The sequence below is a fragment of the Geobacillus sp. Y412MC52 genome (assembly GCF_000174795.2).
Taxonomy (GTDB): Bacteria; Bacillota; Bacilli; order Bacillales; family Anoxybacillaceae; genus Geobacillus; species Geobacillus thermoleovorans.
In genome coordinates this window covers 1,945,442-1,964,574 of sequence record NC_014915.1, presented here as the reverse complement: position 1 = coordinate 1,964,574, position 19,133 = coordinate 1,945,442, and the positions used below count along the sequence as shown (strand labels likewise).

16 protein-coding genes and 1 pseudogene are annotated in these 19,133 nt (G+C 49.7%); 9 read left to right on the top strand and 8 right to left on the bottom strand.

Features of this window, described 5'->3' with window-relative positions:
• Nucleotides 1–3 precede the first annotated feature (3 nt).
• The 3 genes from ureG to GYMC52_RS09640 are packed head-to-tail and all read left to right on the top strand — an operon-like array spanning nucleotide 4 to nucleotide 2,074.
• Nucleotides 4–618 (top strand): urease accessory protein UreG, encoded by a 615-nt coding sequence (gene ureG / locus GYMC52_RS09650; protein WP_013523944.1) that lies wholly within the window; start codon nucleotides 4–6, stop codon nucleotides 616–618.
• Nucleotides 615–1,430 carry an urease accessory protein UreD gene (locus GYMC52_RS09645; RefSeq protein ID WP_013523943.1) on the top strand — a complete coding sequence of 272 codons (816 nt, stop codon included), beginning with the start codon at nucleotides 615–617 and terminating at the stop codon, nucleotides 1,428–1,430. The genes ureG and GYMC52_RS09645 overlap by 4 nt, the downstream gene beginning before the upstream one ends.
• Nucleotides 1,431–1,450: 20 nt before the next feature.
• The gene (locus tag GYMC52_RS09640) at nucleotides 1,451–2,074 is read left to right on the top strand and encodes an urease accessory protein UreH (protein ID WP_013523942.1); all 624 of its coding nucleotides are present in this window, start codon (nucleotides 1,451–1,453) and stop codon (nucleotides 2,072–2,074) included.
• A 114-nt stretch (nucleotides 2,075–2,188) separates the two neighbouring features.
• On the opposite strand, the gene GYMC52_RS09635 is transcribed toward GYMC52_RS09640, so the two are convergent.
• A complete protein-coding gene (locus GYMC52_RS09635) occupies nucleotides 2,189–2,668 on the bottom strand; it encodes a GNAT family N-acetyltransferase (protein WP_013523941.1) in 480 nt (159 codons plus the stop codon).
• A 119-nt stretch (nucleotides 2,669–2,787) separates the two neighbouring features.
• On the bottom strand, nucleotides 2,788–3,957 hold the full coding sequence (locus tag GYMC52_RS09630) for a tetracycline resistance MFS efflux pump (protein ID WP_015731714.1): 1,170 nt from the start codon (nucleotides 3,955–3,957) through the stop codon (nucleotides 2,788–2,790).
• A 278-nt stretch (nucleotides 3,958–4,235) separates the two neighbouring features.
• Between GYMC52_RS09630 and GYMC52_RS09625 the strand changes: the two genes are divergently transcribed.
• A complete protein-coding gene (locus GYMC52_RS09625) occupies nucleotides 4,236–5,615 on the top strand; it encodes a D-serine ammonia-lyase (RefSeq protein ID WP_013523939.1) in 1,380 nt (459 codons plus the stop codon).
• A 56-nt stretch (nucleotides 5,616–5,671) separates the two neighbouring features.
• A pseudogene (locus GYMC52_RS18680) lies at nucleotides 5,672–5,785 on the top strand (maltose acetyltransferase domain-containing protein); the annotation flags it as partial.
• 110 nt (nucleotides 5,786–5,895) lie between these two features.
• Here GYMC52_RS18680 and GYMC52_RS09620 read toward each other — a convergent pair.
• The 6 genes from GYMC52_RS09620 to GYMC52_RS09595 form a co-directional block, all read right to left on the bottom strand.
• On the bottom strand, nucleotides 5,896–6,546 hold the full coding sequence (locus GYMC52_RS09620) for a cyclase family protein (protein WP_013523938.1): 651 nt from the start codon (nucleotides 6,544–6,546) through the stop codon (nucleotides 5,896–5,898).
• On the bottom strand, nucleotides 6,467–7,375 hold the full coding sequence (locus GYMC52_RS09615; protein WP_013523937.1) for a carbon-nitrogen hydrolase family protein: 909 nt from the start codon (nucleotides 7,373–7,375) through the stop codon (nucleotides 6,467–6,469). Before GYMC52_RS09615 ends, GYMC52_RS09620 begins: the two co-directional genes overlap by 80 nt.
• 1 nt (nucleotide 7,376) lies before the next feature.
• On the bottom strand, nucleotides 7,377–8,750 hold the full coding sequence (locus GYMC52_RS09610; RefSeq protein ID WP_013523936.1) for a purine-cytosine permease family protein: 1,374 nt from the start codon (nucleotides 8,748–8,750) through the stop codon (nucleotides 7,377–7,379).
• 79 nt (nucleotides 8,751–8,829) lie between these two features.
• Entirely contained in the window at nucleotides 8,830–10,278 is a 1,449-nt protein-coding gene (locus tag GYMC52_RS09605) for an aldehyde dehydrogenase family protein (protein WP_013523935.1), read from the bottom strand.
• Between the two features lie 30 nt (nucleotides 10,279–10,308).
• Nucleotides 10,309–11,283 carry an agmatinase gene (speB, locus tag GYMC52_RS09600; RefSeq protein WP_013523934.1) on the bottom strand — a complete coding sequence of 325 codons (975 nt, stop codon included), beginning with the start codon at nucleotides 11,281–11,283 and terminating at the stop codon, nucleotides 10,309–10,311.
• Nucleotides 11,284–11,447: 164 nt separating this feature from the next.
• Nucleotides 11,448–12,836, bottom strand: coding sequence for a sigma-54 interaction domain-containing protein (locus GYMC52_RS09595; RefSeq protein ID WP_013523933.1), 1,389 nt, complete (start codon nucleotides 12,834–12,836; stop codon nucleotides 11,448–11,450).
• A gap of 160 nt (nucleotides 12,837–12,996) precedes the next feature.
• On the opposite strand from GYMC52_RS09595, the gene gabT reads away from it, so the two are divergent.
• From gabT to GYMC52_RS09575, 4 genes are all read left to right on the top strand, one after another.
• The gene (gabT, locus tag GYMC52_RS09590) at nucleotides 12,997–14,343 is read left to right on the top strand and encodes a 4-aminobutyrate--2-oxoglutarate transaminase (protein ID WP_013523932.1); all 1,347 of its coding nucleotides are present in this window, start codon (nucleotides 12,997–12,999) and stop codon (nucleotides 14,341–14,343) included.
• A 321-nt stretch (nucleotides 14,344–14,664) separates the two neighbouring features.
• On the top strand, nucleotides 14,665–16,002 hold the full coding sequence (locus GYMC52_RS09585) for an aspartate aminotransferase family protein (RefSeq protein ID WP_013523931.1): 1,338 nt from the start codon (nucleotides 14,665–14,667) through the stop codon (nucleotides 16,000–16,002).
• A gap of 147 nt (nucleotides 16,003–16,149) precedes the next feature.
• Nucleotides 16,150–17,568, top strand: coding sequence for a sodium:solute symporter (locus GYMC52_RS09580; protein ID WP_013523930.1), 1,419 nt, complete (start codon nucleotides 16,150–16,152; stop codon nucleotides 17,566–17,568).
• A gap of 104 nt (nucleotides 17,569–17,672) precedes the next feature.
• Nucleotides 17,673–19,100 carry an aldehyde dehydrogenase family protein gene (locus tag GYMC52_RS09575; RefSeq protein ID WP_013523929.1) on the top strand — a complete coding sequence of 476 codons (1,428 nt, stop codon included), beginning with the start codon at nucleotides 17,673–17,675 and terminating at the stop codon, nucleotides 19,098–19,100.
• The last annotated feature ends 33 nt before the right edge of the window (nucleotides 19,101–19,133 follow it).

Here is a 19,133-nt window from a genome sequence, read left to right as displayed (position 1 = left end):
ATGATGGAACCCGTACGAATTGGCATTGGCGGCCCGGTCGGCGCCGGCAAAACGATGCTTGTGGAGAAGCTGACGCGGGCGATGCATCGCCGTTTTAGCATTGCGGTCATCACGAACGATATTTATACAAAAGAAGACGCTCAGTTTTTAATCAAACATAGCGTCTTGCCGGAAGATCGGATTATCGGCGTCGAAACGGGCGGATGCCCGCATACGGCCATTCGCGAAGATGCATCAATGAATTTTGCCGCCATCGACGAATTGAAGCGGCGCCATCCAGATGTGGAACTCATTTTTATCGAGAGCGGCGGCGATAACTTGGCGGCGACCTTCAGCCCGGAGTTGGTTGATTTCTCCATTTATGTCATCGATGTCGCCCAAGGGGAGAAAATTCCGCGCAAAGGCGGGCAAGGGATGATTAAGTCGGATTTGCTCGTGATTAATAAGATTGATTTGGCTCCTTACGTCGGCGCCAGCTTGGAAGTGATGGAGCGGGACGCCAAAGCGGCGCGAGGGGCGAAACCGGTCATTTTTACGAATTTAAAAGAAGAGATCGGGCTTTTTGACGTTGTGGATTGGATCGAAAAACAGGTGCTGCTGGCAGGGCTGGAAGAATGAGCTGGACCGGGCGTTTGCAATGTACAGCGGCCTTCAGAAACGGCCGCACCGTCATTTTGGACAGCTATAATGAAGGAGCGCTGAAACTGATGCGCCCTGTTTATCTCAACTCAACTTATCCGACGTTATATCTTGTCCACGTTGGCGGCGGGTATGTCGACGGAGATTCATATGATATGGAAATCTCCCTCGAGCCCAGCGCCCGGTTGATGGTGACGACTCAGTCCGCGGCGAAAATCTACAAAACTCCTTCAACACCTGTAAGGCAGTATACACGATTTTCACTTGGGGAGCAAAGCGTACTCGAATATTTTCCCGACCCGACGATCGCTTATGAGCATGCGCGGTTTGTTCAAGAAACGACGGTGTACATCACCTCAAGCTCCACGATCGTTTATGGCGAAATCATCACGCCTGGATGGTCGGAAAGCGGCGAGCTGTTCCGCTATGATTGGATTCGCTCGAAACTGAAGGTGTATCAAGACGAGGCGCTCGTTCTGTTTGATCATCTGTACTTGGATTCGCGGCAGCACTTAACGAGCATGCTGCAGCTTGGCGGCTATACGCATGTCGGATCATTGGTGGCTCTTTCTCCTTTCATCACAAAAGAAGTGTTAGAACGTTTCAACCAATTCATGGAAGAGATGCCGCAAGAGGTTCGCTGCGGTTTTTCAGCGGCAGCCGTTCCAGGCTTTTCTGTACGTATATTGGCGTATGAAACATCGGCCATCGAAGCGATATTCCAACGCGTCCAACAGTTTATTCGCCAACAATGCGGTGAGAAAGCGCCAGTCTGCTGGAGGAAATATTGATAAGGGAAAGGATGAAGACAATGGGAACGATATGGCCTGTGCTCTTGTTTGGATTGCTGCTAGGAATGAAGCATGCGACCGAACCGGATCATGTCATTGCCGTTTCGACCATCGCCAGCCGGACGAAAAAACTGTCCCTTTCATCGCTGGCCGGCATGTTTTGGGGAATCGGCCATACGTTGACGCTGCTCGTTGTCGGGATGGCGATGATCGCCTTTGAGCGGCAAATTCCTGAACAGATTGCTTCTTACCTTGAAATGGGCGTCGGCATCATGATCGTCATGTTAGGAATCGCCAGTTTTCGTTCGACAATGAGGCTGGATCATCATGGCCATGGCGATATTCATCATTTACATATCAAATCGACATTGATCGGCATTGTCCATGGTTTGGCCGGAAGCGCGGGAATGGTGTTGTTGACGATGACGACGGTCAAAGGAACTTGGATGGCGCTTTCCTTTATTTTGATTTTTGGTTTAGGGACGGTCATTGGCATGATGTTATTCACGACATTCCTTGGCGTTCCGTTCGTTTGGATGAAAGCGAAACAGCAAGTCATGAACCAATGGATGGTGAAAACCGTTTCCCTCATCAGCATCGCCTATGGGGTCTATTACATTTATCATATTGCCACCGAAATTTGACACTCCTCACGGCTAGCGTCATAGGTGGAGGAGTGTTCAAAAAATTGAAAGAAGCACCGGTCTTGGGAGAAGGCCGGTGCTTCTTTTCCAATACGGCGTCATCATCACATCGTGTCACGCCAGTGGTTTCACCAGCAATAACTCATCCCGAATTGGAATGCCGTCAGGACTTGTTTTCGGAATGCTTGGCTTGATTCGCCGCGCCCTGTCGACAGCGTTGGGAAAGACGTTCACAATTTGGTAGCCGCGCTTCTGATAGAAACGAAGCGCATGCAAGTTGTCGTTGGTAGTGATCAGTTGAACAGCGGTGCACCTTTGTTGTCTCGCCCATGTCTCTGCCTCATGCAAAAGGGCGCTGCCGATGCCGCGGTTTTCTACTAGGCTGTCTAATGAGATGATCTCGCATTCGTTTCCGCGAATGAGGAACGTAATGAGCCCGATGATCCGCTGTCCATTCTCGACAGAAGCAAATCCATCCAGTTCGCTGCAGTTATAGATGCCGGTCGAGACAACCATTTGCGGACTTCCCCAATGGTCAGTGAAAAACTGGTTGACCATGGCGCGGTTCAATTGTTTGATTGGAACGATGTTCAAGGCGGTCCTCCTCCTGTACAGACGTTGATTTTTGATCACCCTAGAATAAGAGCTTTACTTCCATACGTGAGTGTAACTGGGAATAAATCGGTGCTTTTCTACCCCCATCCTCCTCTGTGTCAAAGGGCCGAGTCTTTTTGCATCATCGTTCGTTGAAACGATTGAAAAACAGCAAAGGAAATGAATGTTAGCACAATCCCTGCCATATATGGCAAACTGGACTTTAAGGTAAACAGCCAGCCGGCGATCGCCGGGCCGCCAATGCGGCCGAGCGAATCGAACGAGGATAAGACGCCTGTTGCGCTTCCTTGGCCATCGGTCGTATGTTTCGTTAACAAGGCGGAGACACACGGGCGGATGACGCCGTTTCCAATGCCGAAAATCGTTAAATAGAGCGCGGCTGTCCAAAAGCTGTGAACGAATAAAATGAGAAAAAAGCCAACTGCTGACAGGAACAGCCCGAAACGAATGACAGCGCCTTCCCCGAATGAGCGGATCAGTTTTCCAAGAAGCCCCCCTTGAACGACGGCTCCTGCAAGCCCCATGATCATAAAGATGTAGCCAAGTTCCGTCGACGAAAGCCCCGCTCGTTCAGCGGCAAAATAGGCGAACGTCGCTTCAAGTCCAGCGAGGGAAAACGTGACGATGAGTTGCAATATGTATAGGCGGGCCAAAGGGCTTCGAAGAGCAGCCGTGAGCGATGGCCGTTTCCCCTGTGTGTTCGCTCGTTTTTCTCTCGGAAGCGATTCATGCAAGAAAACGAAAACGAATATAGCTGTCAGGAGTGCCAAACTTCCTGCTATCCAAAACGGAGCGGTCAAGCTCGTTTTGGAAAATATGCCGCCGATTCCGGGTCCGAAAATAAATCCAAGCCCAACGGCCGCTCCAATGATGCCCATTCCTTTGCCCCGGTCTTCTTCGGTTGTCACATCTGCGACATATGCCATAGCGGTCGGCATCGTGGCGGCGGATAAACATCCCCCGATGATGCGAGCGGCAAACAACATCCAAAGTGTTGTGGCGGCGGCGAGCAAGAAAAACGAAAGGGCCAAACCAAAAATGCCGACAAGCAACATCGGTTTTCGTCCATATCGGTCCGATAATTTCCCCCACATCGGCGCAAATAAAAATTGCATGAGCGAATAAACGGCCATTAGCCAACCGAGTTGTGTTGGAGTCGCGCCGATTTTTTCTGCGTAAAACGGAAGGACGGGAATGATGATGCCAAACCCGGCCATGACCAAAAACATCACGAGAAACAAAAGCGATAAATCGCGACGATTGCTCATGATCATCATCTCCACGATATGGTTTGCCTCTTTCATCATAATGGAAAGACAGGCATTTTTCAAAGCAGATCGCACCTTGCTTGGCCATTCCGACGAGGTCTGGGGATCACTCCCGAATGTCATCCACAAACCATTTCCCTTCATCCCCATTGACAATGGAAGCGGTTTTCGCGAGACTGAAGGTAAACGGCAAACGGTTCGGCAAACAATGAAGCGGACCTTGGACCGGCATCCGCCAAGGGTGCGAAACGACAAACACGCATGGGAGAGAATGGTGCATGATGACCAAAAACGAAATCCAAAAGTGGGTAAAGGAATTCCCGCTGCTTGAAACGATCATGGCGGCCGAAGAGGTGTTTTGGCGCAATCCAAAATATCACGCGTTTGCGCAAGCCATTCGAACGATTCCTTTACGTGAACGCGATGTCAAGGAGGCCGAAGAGCGATTGCGCCGCTTTGCCCCCTACATCGCGAAAGTTTTTCCCGAGACGCGAACGGCCCACGGTATCATCGAATCCCCTTTAGTGAGGATTCCGAACATGAAACAGCGTTTGGAAAAGATGTTTCAGACCAATATGGAAGGGGAGCTGCTGCTGAAATGTGACAGCCATCTTCCCATCTCCGGATCGATCAAGGCGAGAGGGGGAATCTACGAGGTTCTGAAACATGCGGAAGACCTCGCGCTGGCAAACCATATGATCACCATGGGGGACGACTATGCGGTGATGGATAGCGAGGAATTCAGACAGTTCTTTTCCCGCTATTCGCTTGTCGTTGGTTCGACGGGAAATTTAGGCTTGAGTATCGGCATCATCGGAGCGAAGCTTGGGTTCTGCGTTACCGTTCATATGTCAGCCGATGCGAAACAATGGAAAAAAGACTTGTTGCGAAGCAAAGGGGTTGCGGTTGTCGAACATCTCACCGACTACAACAACGTGGTGGAAGAGGCGAGAAGACGGTCCGCCGAGGATCCAACGTCGTATTTTATTGATGACGAGAACTCGATCCATCTGTTTTTAGGCTATGCGGTGGCGGCGTTTCGGCTGAAAAAGCAATTAGAGGATATGAACATCACGGTTGATGAAAACCACCCGCTCTTTGTATATCTTCCTTGCGGCGTCGGCGGCGGTCCGGGTGGGGTGACGTTTGGCCTGAAGCTCGTGTACGGCGATCATGTCCATTGCTTTTTCGCTGAACCGACGCATTCGCCTTGCATGCTGCTTGGGTTGACGACAGGACAGCACGACCGTGTGTCGGTGCAAGATTTTGGCCTGGATAATAAGACGGAAGCTGACGGGCTGGCGGTGGGCCGGCCGTCGCGGTTGGTGGGGAACATGCTTGAGAGCGTCATCAGCGGCGTCTATACGGTGGACGATTCGACGCTTTACCGCTTGCTCGCGGCTATGGTTGAAACGGAGGAAATCTATTTAGAGCCGTCCGCCTTGGCAGGGGTGGCGGGACCTGTTCGGTTGTTTCGCGATTCGGCGGGACAAACGTATGTAGAGGAAAACGATTTGAAAGAAAAAATGAAAAACGCCGTCCATATTTGCTGGGCTACCGGCGGAAGCATGGTGCCAAAGGATGTGATGGACGCTTACTATCGGGAAGGCGTGCGGATTGAAACCATGACAGGCAACCGTTTTTCCGGAGGGCGATAAGACCCCGCCATTCGATGGAGTTTTGAAACGAATGCATAAAGTGTTGGAGGGATTCGATAAAAACCGAAAAAGAAAAGATGTTGGCGGGGCAATGGTACAACCCCGCCGACCCGGAGCTCGTCAAGGAGCGGGAGCGGGCGCGGCGGCTCGTTCGTTTGTATAATGAAACCGCCAACGCGGTCGTCGGCGGGAACCCGGGGAAAGTGATCAAATGGATTAACTAGCCAAAGGAAGTGCGCCCCGCATCGAAGCATGTGCGGGGCTGTATCCCCCTTCTTCGTTACGTCCACTGCACTGCCACCGCCCGAACGGGCGAACCGTCGCAGCCAGGCAAGGAAAGGGGGAGGGCAATAATATACGGGTCATCAAAATCGATTCGCTCGAAGTTCACGAAATTTTCCCCGATCACCCCGTTGGCGCCAAGAATAAGCTCGTGAGCGTGGAACGAGGAGCCGTCCGGCGGGTCGATGTTGAGCGCGTCAATGAAAAACGTGCGAACCCCTCGCCCAAGCATCGCTTCAATCACATCCGGCGCGACGTACGGATGGCGGAAATACCGCTTTGTTCCGGCGTATTGCGACCAGCCGGTATGAAACAACACAATGGTTCCCGGCGATAGCTTCGGGATATACGGAGCGGCATCGGCCATCGTCACCGCTTCGCCTTCCGCTTTCCCCGTGGCATCGATCACGACGCCGCGGCCAAGAAAATAGGTGAGCGGCACGTCATCGAGCCGCCAACCGTGTTCGCAAAAGTGAAACGGCGCATCCACATGCGTGCCGCTATGCGACCCAAGCACAAGGCGGCTGACGTGATAGCCGTCTTGGGCGAACGTCGCTGCCGGTTCGATTTTAGGCTTCGGATCCCCCGGGTACACCGGAGTTTGGGCCGTGATCGGCATGGTGAGGTCGATGAGTGTTTTGATGTTCATTTTCTTGACATTCCCTCCAAATCCATTGTCGGTAAAGGTCGATTCGTCGTTCGTCCATCATGGTGTAAAAGTGTTTCTTTAACGCTTGGCGTTGGTTTTGATCGATCATGGCGTGTACGAGCTCTTCCCGTCCATTCATGTTGGCTGCGGCTATTTTCCTTCCATCCGGCCCATAAATAGAGGATAAACCAAAGAAATGGAAAGAAGAAGACGATCCAATTTGATTGCATGCCGCCACATAAACCGTGTTATCGATCGCTCGTGCCATGGCGAATTTTTGAAACGGTGCATGAAAGGGAGATTCCCAAGCACATGGAACGAGAAGAAGCTCGGCTCCATGGACGGCTAGGTATCTTGCTAGTTCCGGAAAAGCCAAGTCCCAGCAAATCATTAGACCAATGCGGCCGAGTTCTGTATCCACCAGCACCGGCTCGGCTCCTTTAGAAAACCAGGCTTTTTCAAAAGGAGTCAAATGGATTTTTCGGTAATTGCCGATACATTGTCCATTAGGATCGATCAACATAAGAGAGTTGTATAGATTTCCTGTATGGTCTTTTTCAACGTACCCGTAGGCAATATACAATTGAAATGTTTGGGCAAGTTGGCTCATGTGTTGGAACGTAGAGCCGTCCCATGTCTGGGCCGCCTCTTTTAGCATTTCTGACAGTACGTAACCAGTGGTGCAAAGTTCCGGGAACAGAAGAAGGCGAACATTAGGGAACTTTCGTTTGCACTCATGGATGATCGTTTCCATTTTGGCCAAGTTGGCGCCAATGTCGCCGTCGGCCGGCGTCATCTGCGCCAATGCGATGTCAAATGGTCTGTTCATATCATCCCTCCAAGCGAGTGGGAGATTCAAGCTCGACCGTATTCGTGCTCGCAGATATTTGTTTTGTCCATTTCATCAACCCCCAATAAACAGCTCCCGATAAAAGAAACGTCAGCATGGTGGAGCCGACGGCAAGCGGATGAATGTACGTAAAATAATAGGCGAAGACAGCTCCAACGATATAGGTGATGTAGGCGGCGATGTTGACTCCTTTTTGATAACGATATTGACCTTTTGTATCGTACAAAATATCTTCTGCGTCGTATACCCCTTTTTTGATCAAAAAATAATCAACGAGCACAATCGCAAACACAGGAATGAACAACGTGGCAATCAGCATAATGAAGTTAAAGAAATGGGACATCAGTACTTCTTTCAGCAAAGCGCCAAGCGTGCAAATCACTCCCATGATCAATGTCGGTTTCCAAAAGCCTGCGCGCGGGAAGACGTTCATAAACGACATCGTGGCGCTATATAATGCCATGACATTGGTCGAGAGTACAGAAAAGAAAACGACGATGGATGCGATCAATCCAAACCCGTAAGCCGCAAGGAGAATGGTGGGATCATAAGTCCGTTCCATGTTCGAGGCGATGCTGAAGCCGCTGACGACGGCCCCAAGTCCCATCGCGACAATGGAAGCGACAAGATAGCCAAAATACGTTCCCCAAAACCCGCTTGTTTCTGAGCGGCAGTTGCGGTTGAAATCGCAAACCGTCGACATCCAAGAAAAAGCGGTGGCGATGACGATGTCAAAGGCGATAATCGTGGTGATGGATGGATGTTCGCTCAATTTCATTTCGACTAGTGTCGAAATGTCATAAGTCGTAAAAATTTTATAAAAAACAAGGAAAGATAAAATCAACATGGCAATCGATATATATTTTTCGATTCGTTCCACCCCTCGGTGGCCAAAAATCGTAATGATCACAACAAGAAGTTCCGTCAAAATGACAAATAGGTTGATATTGTTGTATCCAGTGGCGTAATGGACGGCGTAATTCAGACTAAGCCCAGCCATATAGGCTTGAATCCAGCTCCAGCCGATTAAAATGATCGTGTTGACAAGCGCGGGGAGGATGGCGCCTTTTTGTCCAAAGGCCGCTCTTGTGATCACCATTGTAGGGAGACCGGTGCGGATGCCGATGTTTCCGGTAAGGGCGAGCGGAATGGCGCCGATCGCCGAACCGACAATAATCGCCAGCATGGCGTTGGAGAAGGAAATGTCAGGAACAAACATCATTCCCGTCATGACCGTCGTAATCACAACATTCGCCGCAATCCAAAGAGTAAACGTGCTAAAAAAGTTCATGCTCCGTTCGTTCATCGGGGTCGGCCGAATATCATCATGACCCAACCGTTCTGTCCATTTCATGAGGATCATTCCTCCTTGATTTTTTTATTTTAAATATTCAGAACAATTCACTTACACTGATTTCGTCCTAAGGACGAAATCAGGAGTACGACGAATACCATCCGAGCGGGTGGCCATGTTGGCTGATGTTGACATGTTTTGCTTCGGTGAAAGCGGTAAATCCTTGCGGCCCAAGCTCCCGGCCGATTCCGCTTTGTTTCAATCCTCCCCAAGGGGCATCGACATAGGGAGTATGATAGCTGTTAATCCAAATCGTTCCTGCTCTCAATTTTCCGGCGATTTGTTCCGCCCGTTCGAGATCACGGCTGAATATGCCAGCTGCTAGTCCGTATATCGTATCGTTCGCGAGTCCGATGGCTTCTGCGTCATGTTCAAACGGTTGTACGGTTATGACAGGGCCAAAGATTTCTTCTTGGACGATGCGCATGTCTTGACGGACATGGGCGAAAACGGCAGGGGTGAGATAATACCCCCGTTCTTTGATTCGTTCTCCTCCCTGCAGCAGTACTCCTCCTTCCTGCAAGCCGATCTGGATATACGTTTCCACTTTTTCTAAATGTGAGGAGCTGATTAATGGTCCCATCTCAGTGTTTTCCTCGAAAGGATCTCCAATATGGAGGGAAGCCAGCCTTTTGATCAGCTGATCGATAAACGAATCATAAACGTGTCGTTGAACAAGAATTCGCGAAGCAGCCACACACACTTCTCCTTGATTGAGAAAGGAAGCAAACAGCGCCCACTCGATGGTGCTAGTAAGATCCGCATCGTCAAAAATGAGCAGCGGGGATTTGCCGCCGAGTTCCAGAGACACTCGCTTCAAGCGACGAGCGCCTTGTTCGTAAATCCATCGTCCGGTTTCCGTTCCGCCGGTAAACGATATTTTTTCCACATCAGGATGTGTCACCAATGTTTCTCCAACCGGCGAACCGCCTCCAGGAACAAGATTAAACACGCCCGGCGGGAGACCGATGGAATCGATCAGCTTTGTCAGTTCTATGAACGATAACGGAGTCAGTTCTGATGGTTTAAACACCACTGTATTTCCAGCCGCAAGCGCTGGAGCCAGTTTCCATATTCCTAACAAGAGAGGAAAATTCCAAGGAACAATCAACGCGCATACCCCGATTGGCACCTCAATGATTTTGCTTGTCGTGCCATCGGTTCTTTTGGTTTCCTCGATGGCCCGTTGCTCAACAAAATCGGCGTAGTAACGAAGGCATTGGATTGAATCGCTGACATCGAGGCGCGACTCGCGAATCGGTTTTCCTGTATTCAACGTCTCGATCGAAGCGAATGTTTCCGCGTTTTGTTCCAACAGGTCCGCCAATTGGCGAAGCGCAGCGATCCGTTTTGCTGGATTGAATGGCCAATCGGTATATTGAAAGGCATGACGAGCTGCTTGGATCGCTTCTACGGCTTGTTGTTGGGATGCTTCATTGATTTCTATAATGATTTCCTCATTCGCCGGATTGATGATTGGTCTTTTTTTTCCTTCTCCTTTGCTCCATTTTCCGTTGACGTATATCATGGAAGGTCGCTCCTTTTCGGCAAGATGGTTTTATGGCGTTGTCGCCGTGGATAGACGGTTAGCCTGCGCCCGCCTTTTCTTTAGCGCCACAAGCGTGATCATTTCATATATAATGGCAGACGCCAATACGGCTGTCATTTCCCCGCTGTCATAAGCAGGCAATACCTCGACGAGATCAAACCCGACAATATTTAACCCGTCAAGCCCTCTTACGTATTCTAATGCCTCATAGCTTGTCGGTCCGCCTACTTCCGGCGTGCCTGTTCCAGGAGCGAATGCCGGATCAACAAAGTCAATGTCATAAGAAACGAAAACCGGTCTGTTTCCGACACGTTGATGGATGCGGCGCATGACTTCCGAAAAGCCGATTTGCCGGACTTCTTTCATCGGAATGACTTCAAAGCCAAGCCGTCGTGCGTCCTCGAGATCATCCGCGCTGTAAAGCGGTCCGCGCATTCCGACTTGAATGGAATGATTGACATCGAGCAGCCCTTCCTCGACCGCGCGGCGGAACGGCGTGCCATGCATATATTTTTCTCCATAGTAATGGTCCCATGTGTCGCTGTGTGAGTCAAAATGAACGAGGGCGACGGGACCAAAGCGTTCGCAAAAAGCCCGCAAGTGCCCCAATGTAATGGAATGGTCGCCGCCCATCAGAATCGGAACGATGTTTTTCTTTAACAATGGCCGCAGCTCTTCGACGATGCGATCATATGTGCGGAGCGCATTGCCCGGGATGACATCAACGTCCCCGTAATCGACGCCAGAACAATAGGCAAAAATATCGATATCCATGTCGGGGTTGTAAGGGCGCAACAGGACGGAAAAATTGCGAATGTGTTGCGGACCATACCGTTGTCCCGTCCGATTCGAGGCTGCCGTATCAAACGGGACGCCGAGCACGACAAAATCAACGTTATCTGTCGTTTTGATTGGTTCTAACCGCATAAAGGTTCGAACGCCGCAAAAGCGGGGCGATTGGGAAGAATCTTTCGGTTTATACATGTCAAGACCTCCTTGGGCAGTGAAAAATAGTTTGTGATATTTAGAAGCAAAAAGTATGCCAAAAAGGGGAAGTAGACAAGAAATACGCAAGCAGGGCTGTTTTGACTGCCATCCTTGCTTGCGTATGTTCAAAAATGAGTGAACACTTGATTCAAAAATGAATCTTAATTCGTTTTTGAATCAATACCATACTTTTTCAGCTTTCGTACGACCGTTGGCTGGCTGATGCCAAGATAATCAGCCATCTCGTATGTTGTTTTGCACTGTTTGACGGCGCGCAGGAGCCATTGCCGTTCCACTTGTTCCATGGCTTCTTTTAATGTCGACGGTTCGTTCCGTTTTTCCAACGATTGATGGATCACCTCTTGATGTTTCTGGATCGAAAAAGGGAGATATTCCGGATAAATGGCCCTCGTTTCAGAAGTAATGACTAACCGTTCGATCATATTTTCCAGCTCACGCACGTTGCCCGGCCAGTCGTACTGAACGAGATGGTCGACGATGGACGGATGGAAATATTTATCCATCTGGTATTTTTCGTTGAATTTTTTCAAAAAGTATTGCGCCAGCATGAAAATATCTTCTTTTCTCTCGCGCAAAGAAGGAACATAAATCGGAATCACATGCAAACGATAAAATAAATCTTGGCGGAACTTCCCTTGCTTCACCATCTGTTCTAGGTTCTGATTCGTCGAGGCGATCAGACGAAAATCGACCGTTCGTTCTTTAATGCCTCCAACGCGTATGACTTTTTTCTCTTGAAGCACTTTCAGCAGTTTCGCTTGCATCGAAAGGGGAAGCTCGCCAATTTCATCAAGGAAGAGAGTCCCTTTGTCGGCCAATTCGATCAGCCCCGGTTTTCCTGTTTTTTGCGCACCGGTAAAGGACCCTTTTTCATAGCCGAACATTTCCGATTCAAACAACGATTCAGGAATGGCGCTGCAATTGACCTCAATAAACGGTTCGTTTCGCCTTGGGCTATGGAGATGAAGGGAACGGGCGAATACGTTTTTTCCGACTCCAGACTCGCCGAGGAAAAGAACCGTCGCATCCGATTGGGCCACGCGGTGCACGAGCTTCCAAATTCGTTCCATCGCCTTGCTTTGGATGACGATATGGTCCGGTTTCAACTCCTCGATTTCCATTTGATAATGTTCCATCTGCTTTCTCAGTTTTTCATAGTCTTCTTTTAAACGCTCCAGTTCTGTTAAATCGTGGGAGAAACTGATCACCCGGACAAGGCGGTTTTGTTGGTCAAATACCGGCACTCCTGTCGCCATGACAACCCGGCCGGTGGCGGTTTGCTGCATCAATTGAACCTCTTTTTTCTCCCGCAATACTCTGGCTGTAACGGAAGGGCAAAAGACGTTTTCTTTTTCTAATTGATAGACCGATTTTCCGACTAAATAAGAGGCGTCCTTTCCGTATATGGACAAGCAATTCGGGCTGGCGCGAAGAACGATCCCGTTTTCGTCTGCGATGACAATATTGTCGTTCGATGATCTCAATATCGCATCCAACTCGAATTCCAACACATCGGCTGTACGTTGCATACTTTCCCTCCTAGCAGTCTGTCAGCGCTTCTATTACTAACTTTATCTAAAGAAGAGAAAAAATCCTCTTTCTTTGTCATATGATTTTCCGTGAAGTTTTTGGCATGTTGTTTGCATGTATGAAAAAGTGAATCATGACATAAGGAACGGAGGAAAAAAGATGAAGGCAAAAACAAAAAAATATATCCAAGTCAAAACAGCGATTCCGGGACCAAAAGCAAAGGAGCTATTAGGAAAAAAAGAAGAGAATGTTCCGCGGGGGCCGTTTCACACTGTACCGACGTTTGCGGTAAAAGGAGAGGGAGCGCTCTTAACCGATGTGGATGGAAATACGTTTATCGACTTGGCTGGGGCGATTGGAAGTCTCAATGTCGGCCATTGCCCCCCGAAAGTGGTGGAAGCGATCCAAAAACAAGCGGAGCAGTATATTCATCCATGTTTCCACGTTATGATGTATGAACCGTATGTCGAATTGGCAGAGACATTGAACCGCATCACGCCAGGGAATCATTCGAAAAAGACCTTCTTCTTGAACAGCGGGGCAGAAGCGGTCGAAAATGCCGTCAAAATTGCCCGAAAGTATACTGGGAGAAGAGCCATTCTCTCCTTTGAAAGAGGATTTCACGGACGGACGCTGCTGGCGATGTCGCTCACGAGCAAAGTCAAACCCTATAAATTCGGATTCGGCCCCTTTGCGCCCGATACGTACAAACTGCCTTATCCATATTATTACCGAAAGCCAGCGGGCATGACCAACGAGGAATTGGACGCCGAGCTTTTGCGGCGGCTTGAGGATTTTTTCCTCTCCGACGTTCCGGCAGAAGAGGTAGCCGCAATCATTATGGAGCCTGTACAAGGGGAGGGCGGGTTTATTGTTCCGTCGAAAACATTTGTTCAAGGGGTCAAACGAATTTGTGAAAAATACGGGATTTTGTTTATCGCCGATGAGATCCAGACGGGATTTGGACGAACGGGGAAGATGTTTGCCATTGAACATTTTGATGTGATCCCTGATTTAATCACCATGTCCAAGTCGATCGGGGCAGGAGTGCCGATTAGTGCGGTGACGGGAAGAGCGGAAGTCATGGATGCACCCAACCCGGGAGAAATCGGCGGGACGTACGGAGGCAGCCCGCTCGGCTGCGTGGCCGCTTTGGAAGTGATTCGCATGTTGCAACAAGAACAGTTGGTTGAACGGGCCAATGTCATTGGACAAATCGCCATTGATCGGTTCAGACGGCTGCAGGAGAAATACGAGACGGTCGGGGATGTTCGGGGGCTCGGCGCCATGGTGGCCGTTGAATTTGTCACTGACGCTAAGACGAAAACACCGAATAAGGAGTTGACGGCCGCCATTTTGCGAGAATGCCATCAACGGGGGGTCATCGTCATGGGTGCGGGCCTATACAGCAATGTCATTCGTCTGTTAACGCCGCTTGTCATCACAGATGAACAGCTGGAGGAAGCATTGGATGTCATCGAAGAGGTTATTGCCGAATTGGCATGATTAGTGTCCTGACCAAACTACTCATGAAAACTTCGCTATGCAGTCGAATTTTGGACCGTGCCACCTTTTTGTGGCGCGGTTTTTTATTGAGATTGACCACTTTTACCACGAGAGAATGTTTTTGAAGGGAGAACAATCCGTATTGATGCAAAAATGAATTTTTAATTCAAAAAAGAATTAGAACAGTTGGGGGGTCGCAGGAAATGAGATGATAGAAACCAGTGCGGATAGCTGACAAAAAATATCGAATAGTCAAAATGGTGGCACAAAACTTGCGAACTACTTTCAATGAACAAATGGTTTGGTCAAAGGGGGATGTACATGACACAGAGCAACTGGATGCCTCTCTTTCACAAAATGCCCGACTTGCTTGCGCCAACGATGGCGAAAGACCATCCGAATCTGCCGGTTGTCAAGGAAGAAGGATGCTACTATTACGGATTAGATGGAAAAAAATACCTTGATTTTACTTCCGGTATTGCCGTGGCCAATACGGGTCATCGCCACCCAAAAGTCGTGCAGGCCATCAAAGAGGCCTCAGACCGCCTGATGCACGGGCCGAGCGGTGTGATCATGTATGAGTCCATTTTGCGCTTGGCCGAAGAGCTGATGAAAATTTTGCCGGAAGGACTTGACTGCTTCTTTTTTGCCAACAGTGGAACAGAAGCGATCGAAGGTGCGATCAAATTAGCGAAACACGTGACGCGAAGGCCATACGTCATTTCATTTACCGGATGTTTTCATGGCCGTTCATTAGGGGCGCTTAGTGTCAGCACATCGAAAAGCAAATATCGGAAGTACCTGCAGCCAAGCGGGTTGACGTATCAACTTCCATATGCCAATCCAAAGGATTGTCCGGCTGGGGAGGATCCAGATGTGTACTTTGCCAATAAGCTTGAAAACGACGTGGCTTCTTTGTTTGCCCATCAAGTGACTCCGGAAGAAGTGGCATGCATGATTGTAGAGCCGGTGTTGGGAGAAGGAGGATATATTGTGCCTCCCAAAGGGTGGCTTCACAAGATGAGGGAAATTTGTGATCGCTATGAAATTTTGCTTATTTTCGATGAAGTACAGACAGGTTTTGGTCGTACTGGCGAGTGGTTTGCCGCTCAAACATTCGGTGTCACTCCAGACATTATGGCAATTGCGAAGGGCATCGCTTCCGGTCTTCCATTAAGTGCAACAGTGGCTTCGAAAGAATTAATGAAACAGTGGCCGCTCGGCAGCCATGGGACAACCTTTGGAGGCAACCCCATCGCATGCGAGGCGGCGCTGGCGACGTTGGAAGTGTTTCGCGAAGAAAAATTGTTGGAAAATTGCAGGGAAGTAGGGCGATATGCAAGACAAAAACTAGAGATATTGAAAAGAAAGCATTCCGTCATCGGAGACGTGCGTTCGATCGGTCTGATGATCGGCATCGAGATCGTCCATCCGCATACTGGCGAACCGAATGGGGAGGGAGTGATGAATATTTTGAATCGTTGCCTGCAAAAAGGTGTTCTTTTCTATCTATGCGGCAATCAAGGAGAAGTGATTCGCATGATCCCACCGCTGATCGTGACAAAAGAACAGATTGACGAAGGATTAAGCATGCTCGACGAGGCGTTGACCGAATATGAAGCGGAAATCGGTGTGCATTCGTTCGCTTCTGGAAAATGAAAAAAGAGGGGGCACATGTCGATTGCAATTTGGAAATTGGGTGTATTCAGGAACCGATGTCGTGTCTCGTTGAAGGAATGTCTGCCTTTATGAAAGGATCTCGAAGGAGATCGATTTCTGAATTATAAGAGGATGGGGGAATGGTTTATGAACGCACTGGATACTGGGGTTCTCTTATGTTATTTTCTCGTATTGATCGTCGCAGGGATTTTGGGGGCGAAGCGGGCGAAAACCGCCGAAGATTTTGCGTTGGCAGGCCGAAATCTCGGACTATTTGTCTATCTTGGATGTCTGTCTGCTGTGATTTTGGGCGGCGCTTCAACGATTGGGACGGCGAAGTTAGGGTATCAATTTGGGATTTCGGGTATGTGGTTTGTTTTTATGATTGGCTTGGGCATTGCTGTGCTCGGTCTGTTTTTTACAAACCAAATTTACGGCGCCCATGTGACCACGATCAGCGAACTGCTTGGCCGCCGTTACAATCAGGAAACGCGTTTGATCAGCGCGTTGGTTGCCGCGATTTATACGCTGATGGTTTCGGTGACACAAGTCATTGGGATGGGCACAATCATTCATGCTGTTTTAGGTTGGAGCATGACCGTTTCGATGTTAGTCGGCGGGGGGATCGTGCTGTTTTACACGATTCTCGGGGGTATGTGGAGCGTTACGATGACGGACATCATTCAGTTTATCGTCATGACAGTCGGCATTTTCTTCGTAATGCTGCCAATGAGTTTGTCCCATGTCGGCGGATGGACATCGCTTTTGGAGCGATTGCCAGCGTCGCATTTTGATCTGACGTCCATGGGATGGGCAAATATTTTCCAATACTTCTTGCTCTATACGTTAGGAATGGTGGTATCACAAGATATTTGGCAACGGGTGTTTACGGCCAGAACACCGAACATTGCCCGAGGCGGCGCAATATATGCTGGTCTCTACAGCGTTGCTTATGCCGTAGCGTTAAGCGTCATTGGCATGTGCGGGGTGATTGTTTTTCCGAATATGAACGATCCGCAAAACGTATTTGCCAACATGTCATTAGAGATTTTGCCACACGGCTTGTTAGGGCTCATTTTGGCCAGCGTATGTTCTGCTCTCATGTCAACGGCCTCCGGAACATTGCTTGCCTCGTCTACTCTGTTATCGCATGATATTTTGAAGCAATATTGGCTCAAAAATATGAGCGATCGACAGTTTGTCCTTTTGTCCAGAATGATGACGCTAGCGGTTGGGATTGTCGCCATTATCTTTGCTATTTGGATTCAGGATGTGCTTGTCGCATTGGATGTAGCCTATGCCATTTTGTCAGGCGCCATTTTCGTACCAGTGGTTCTCGGTTTCTTTTGGAAGCGAGCAACAGCGAAAGCTGGTTTTTATTCCATCGTGATTAGTTCCGTCGTTGTGCTGGCTGGTTTAGCGGTGGAGGGGTTGAGTTCGACCAATCCGATTATGTATGGAATTGGGGTGAGTATCGTTTCTATTGTGGTTTTTTCTTACCTCTTTCCATCCTCCAATCTGAAAGAGGGGAATAAGATGATAGAGGATCAGCAACATGTCCTATAAACGGATCAGAAAAGAGGATTCTAGCAAATTTGTGGCGAAATAAAAAATGTATTGACACAGGCAATGTTTGGGTTGCGAATACTAGTTAGGGAAAGGATGAGAACATGGCGGAAAGAAAAAAACTATACATCAACGGCGAATGGCGGGAAGCCAAGTCGTACACGGAGCTGAAATCGCCATACTCACGCGAGACGATTGCCGAAATTCCGGCAGCGACAGAAGAAGAAGTCGATGAAGCCATTGCCGCGGCATACGCCGCGCGGCAAACGATGGCGGCCATGCCGGCGCATGAACGAGCCGCCATTTTAGAGCGGGTCGTCGAGCAGCTGAAAGAGCGGCAGGAAGAAGCGGCGAGGTTGATCGCGCTGGAAGCAGCCAAACCGATCACCACGGCGAAAGGGGAAGTCGCCCGCACGATCCAAACGTACAAATTCGCCGCCGAAGAAGCCAAACGCATTCATGGGGAAACACTGCCGCTTGACGCCGCGCCGGGCGGGGAAAATCGCATCGCCTTGACGGTCCGCGAGCCGATCGGCGTCATCGGGGCGATTACGCCGTTTAACTTCCCGATGAACTTGGTGGCCCATAAACTTGGCCCGGCCATCGCCTCGGGCAACACAGTTGTGTTAAAACCAGCCAGCCAAACGCCGCTGTCCGCCTATTTTATCGCCGAATTGTTCGAGAAAGCCGGTTTGCCGAAAGGGGCGCTCAACGTCGTCACCGGAAGCGGCCGCACGGTCGGCGACAAAATCGTCACCGACCCGCGCATCAGCATGATCACCTTCACCGGCAGCCCAGAAGTCGGCATCGCGATCCGCAATAAGGCGGGCTTAAAGCGGGTGACGCTCGAGCTCGGCTCCAATTCGGCCGTGATCGTCGATGAACAGGTCAATCTTGATCGCATCATCCCGCGCTGCGTGTTCGGCGCCTTTACGTTCCAAGGACAGGTGTGCATTTCACTCCAGCGCATTTACGTGCATGAGAATCGTTATGACGAGTTCGTCGAAAAATTTGTCGCCGCCGCGAAACAGTTGAAAACAGGCGACCCGTTGGATCCAACCACCGATGTATCCGCCTTGATTACGCCAAACGATGTCGACCGGGCGCTCTCTTGGATCGAAGAGGCAAAACAAGGCGGCGCAAACGTCGTCCTCGGCGGCGAGCGCGACGGCAATATCTTGCTTCCGACGGTCATTGTGGACGCCGAACCGACGATGAAAGTGTCGTGCCAGGAAGTGTTCGCCCCGATCGTCTTGATCAACCGCGTCCGTTCGATCGATGAAGCCATTGAACTGGTCAATGACTCACGCTACGGCTTGCAGGCGGGCATCTACACTGACAACGTCCATACCGCGTGGAAAGCGGCGAAACAACTGCACGTCGGCGGCGTGTTGATTAACGACATCCCGACGTTCCGCGTCGACCATATGCCGTACGGCGGCGTGAAAGAAAGCGGGTTCGGCCGCGAGGGGCTCCGCTATGCGATCGAGGAAATGACGGAGTTGAAATTGATTATTTTTAACCAGAATTAAGCGGGATGAGAAGAGATTGGAGTAAAGTTTGTT

Bases quoted from the DNA above. Each gene is read 5' to 3' on its own strand.
- GYMC52_RS09620 (WP_013523938.1), bottom strand. From the start codon at position 6,546: ATGAACATCAAAACACTCATCGACCTCACCATGCCGATCACGGCCCAA.
- GYMC52_RS09585 (WP_013523931.1), top strand. From the start codon at position 14,665: ATGACACAGAGCAACTGGATGCCTCTCTTTCACAAAATGCCCGACTTG.
- GYMC52_RS09575 (WP_013523929.1), top strand. From the start codon at position 17,673: ATGGCGGAAAGAAAAAAACTATACATCAACGGCGAATGGCGGGAAGCC.
- GYMC52_RS09605 (WP_013523935.1), bottom strand. From the start codon at position 10,278: ATGATATACGTCAACGGAAAATGGAGCAAAGGAGAAGGAAAAAAAAGA.
- GYMC52_RS09630 (WP_015731714.1), bottom strand. From the start codon at position 3,957: ATGAGCAATCGTCGCGATTTATCGCTTTTGTTTCTCGTGATGTTTTTG.
- GYMC52_RS09580 (WP_013523930.1), top strand. From the start codon at position 16,150: ATGAACGCACTGGATACTGGGGTTCTCTTATGTTATTTTCTCGTATTG.
- GYMC52_RS09645 (WP_013523943.1), top strand. From the start codon at position 615: ATGAGCTGGACCGGGCGTTTGCAATGTACAGCGGCCTTCAGAAACGGC.
- GYMC52_RS09640 (WP_013523942.1), top strand. From the start codon at position 1,451: ATGGGAACGATATGGCCTGTGCTCTTGTTTGGATTGCTGCTAGGAATG.
- GYMC52_RS09615 (WP_013523937.1), bottom strand. From the start codon at position 7,375: ATGAACAGACCATTTGACATCGCATTGGCGCAGATGACGCCGGCCGAC.
- ureG (WP_013523944.1), top strand. From the start codon at position 4: ATGGAACCCGTACGAATTGGCATTGGCGGCCCGGTCGGCGCCGGCAAA.
- speB (WP_013523934.1), bottom strand. From the start codon at position 11,283: ATGTATAAACCGAAAGATTCTTCCCAATCGCCCCGCTTTTGCGGCGTT.
- GYMC52_RS09595 (WP_013523933.1), bottom strand. From the start codon at position 12,836: ATGCAACGTACAGCCGATGTGTTGGAATTCGAGTTGGATGCGATATTG.
- GYMC52_RS09610 (WP_013523936.1), bottom strand. From the start codon at position 8,750: ATGAAATGGACAGAACGGTTGGGTCATGATGATATTCGGCCGACCCCG.
- gabT (WP_013523932.1), top strand. From the start codon at position 12,997: ATGAAGGCAAAAACAAAAAAATATATCCAAGTCAAAACAGCGATTCCG.
- GYMC52_RS09625 (WP_013523939.1), top strand. From the start codon at position 4,236: ATGATGACCAAAAACGAAATCCAAAAGTGGGTAAAGGAATTCCCGCTG.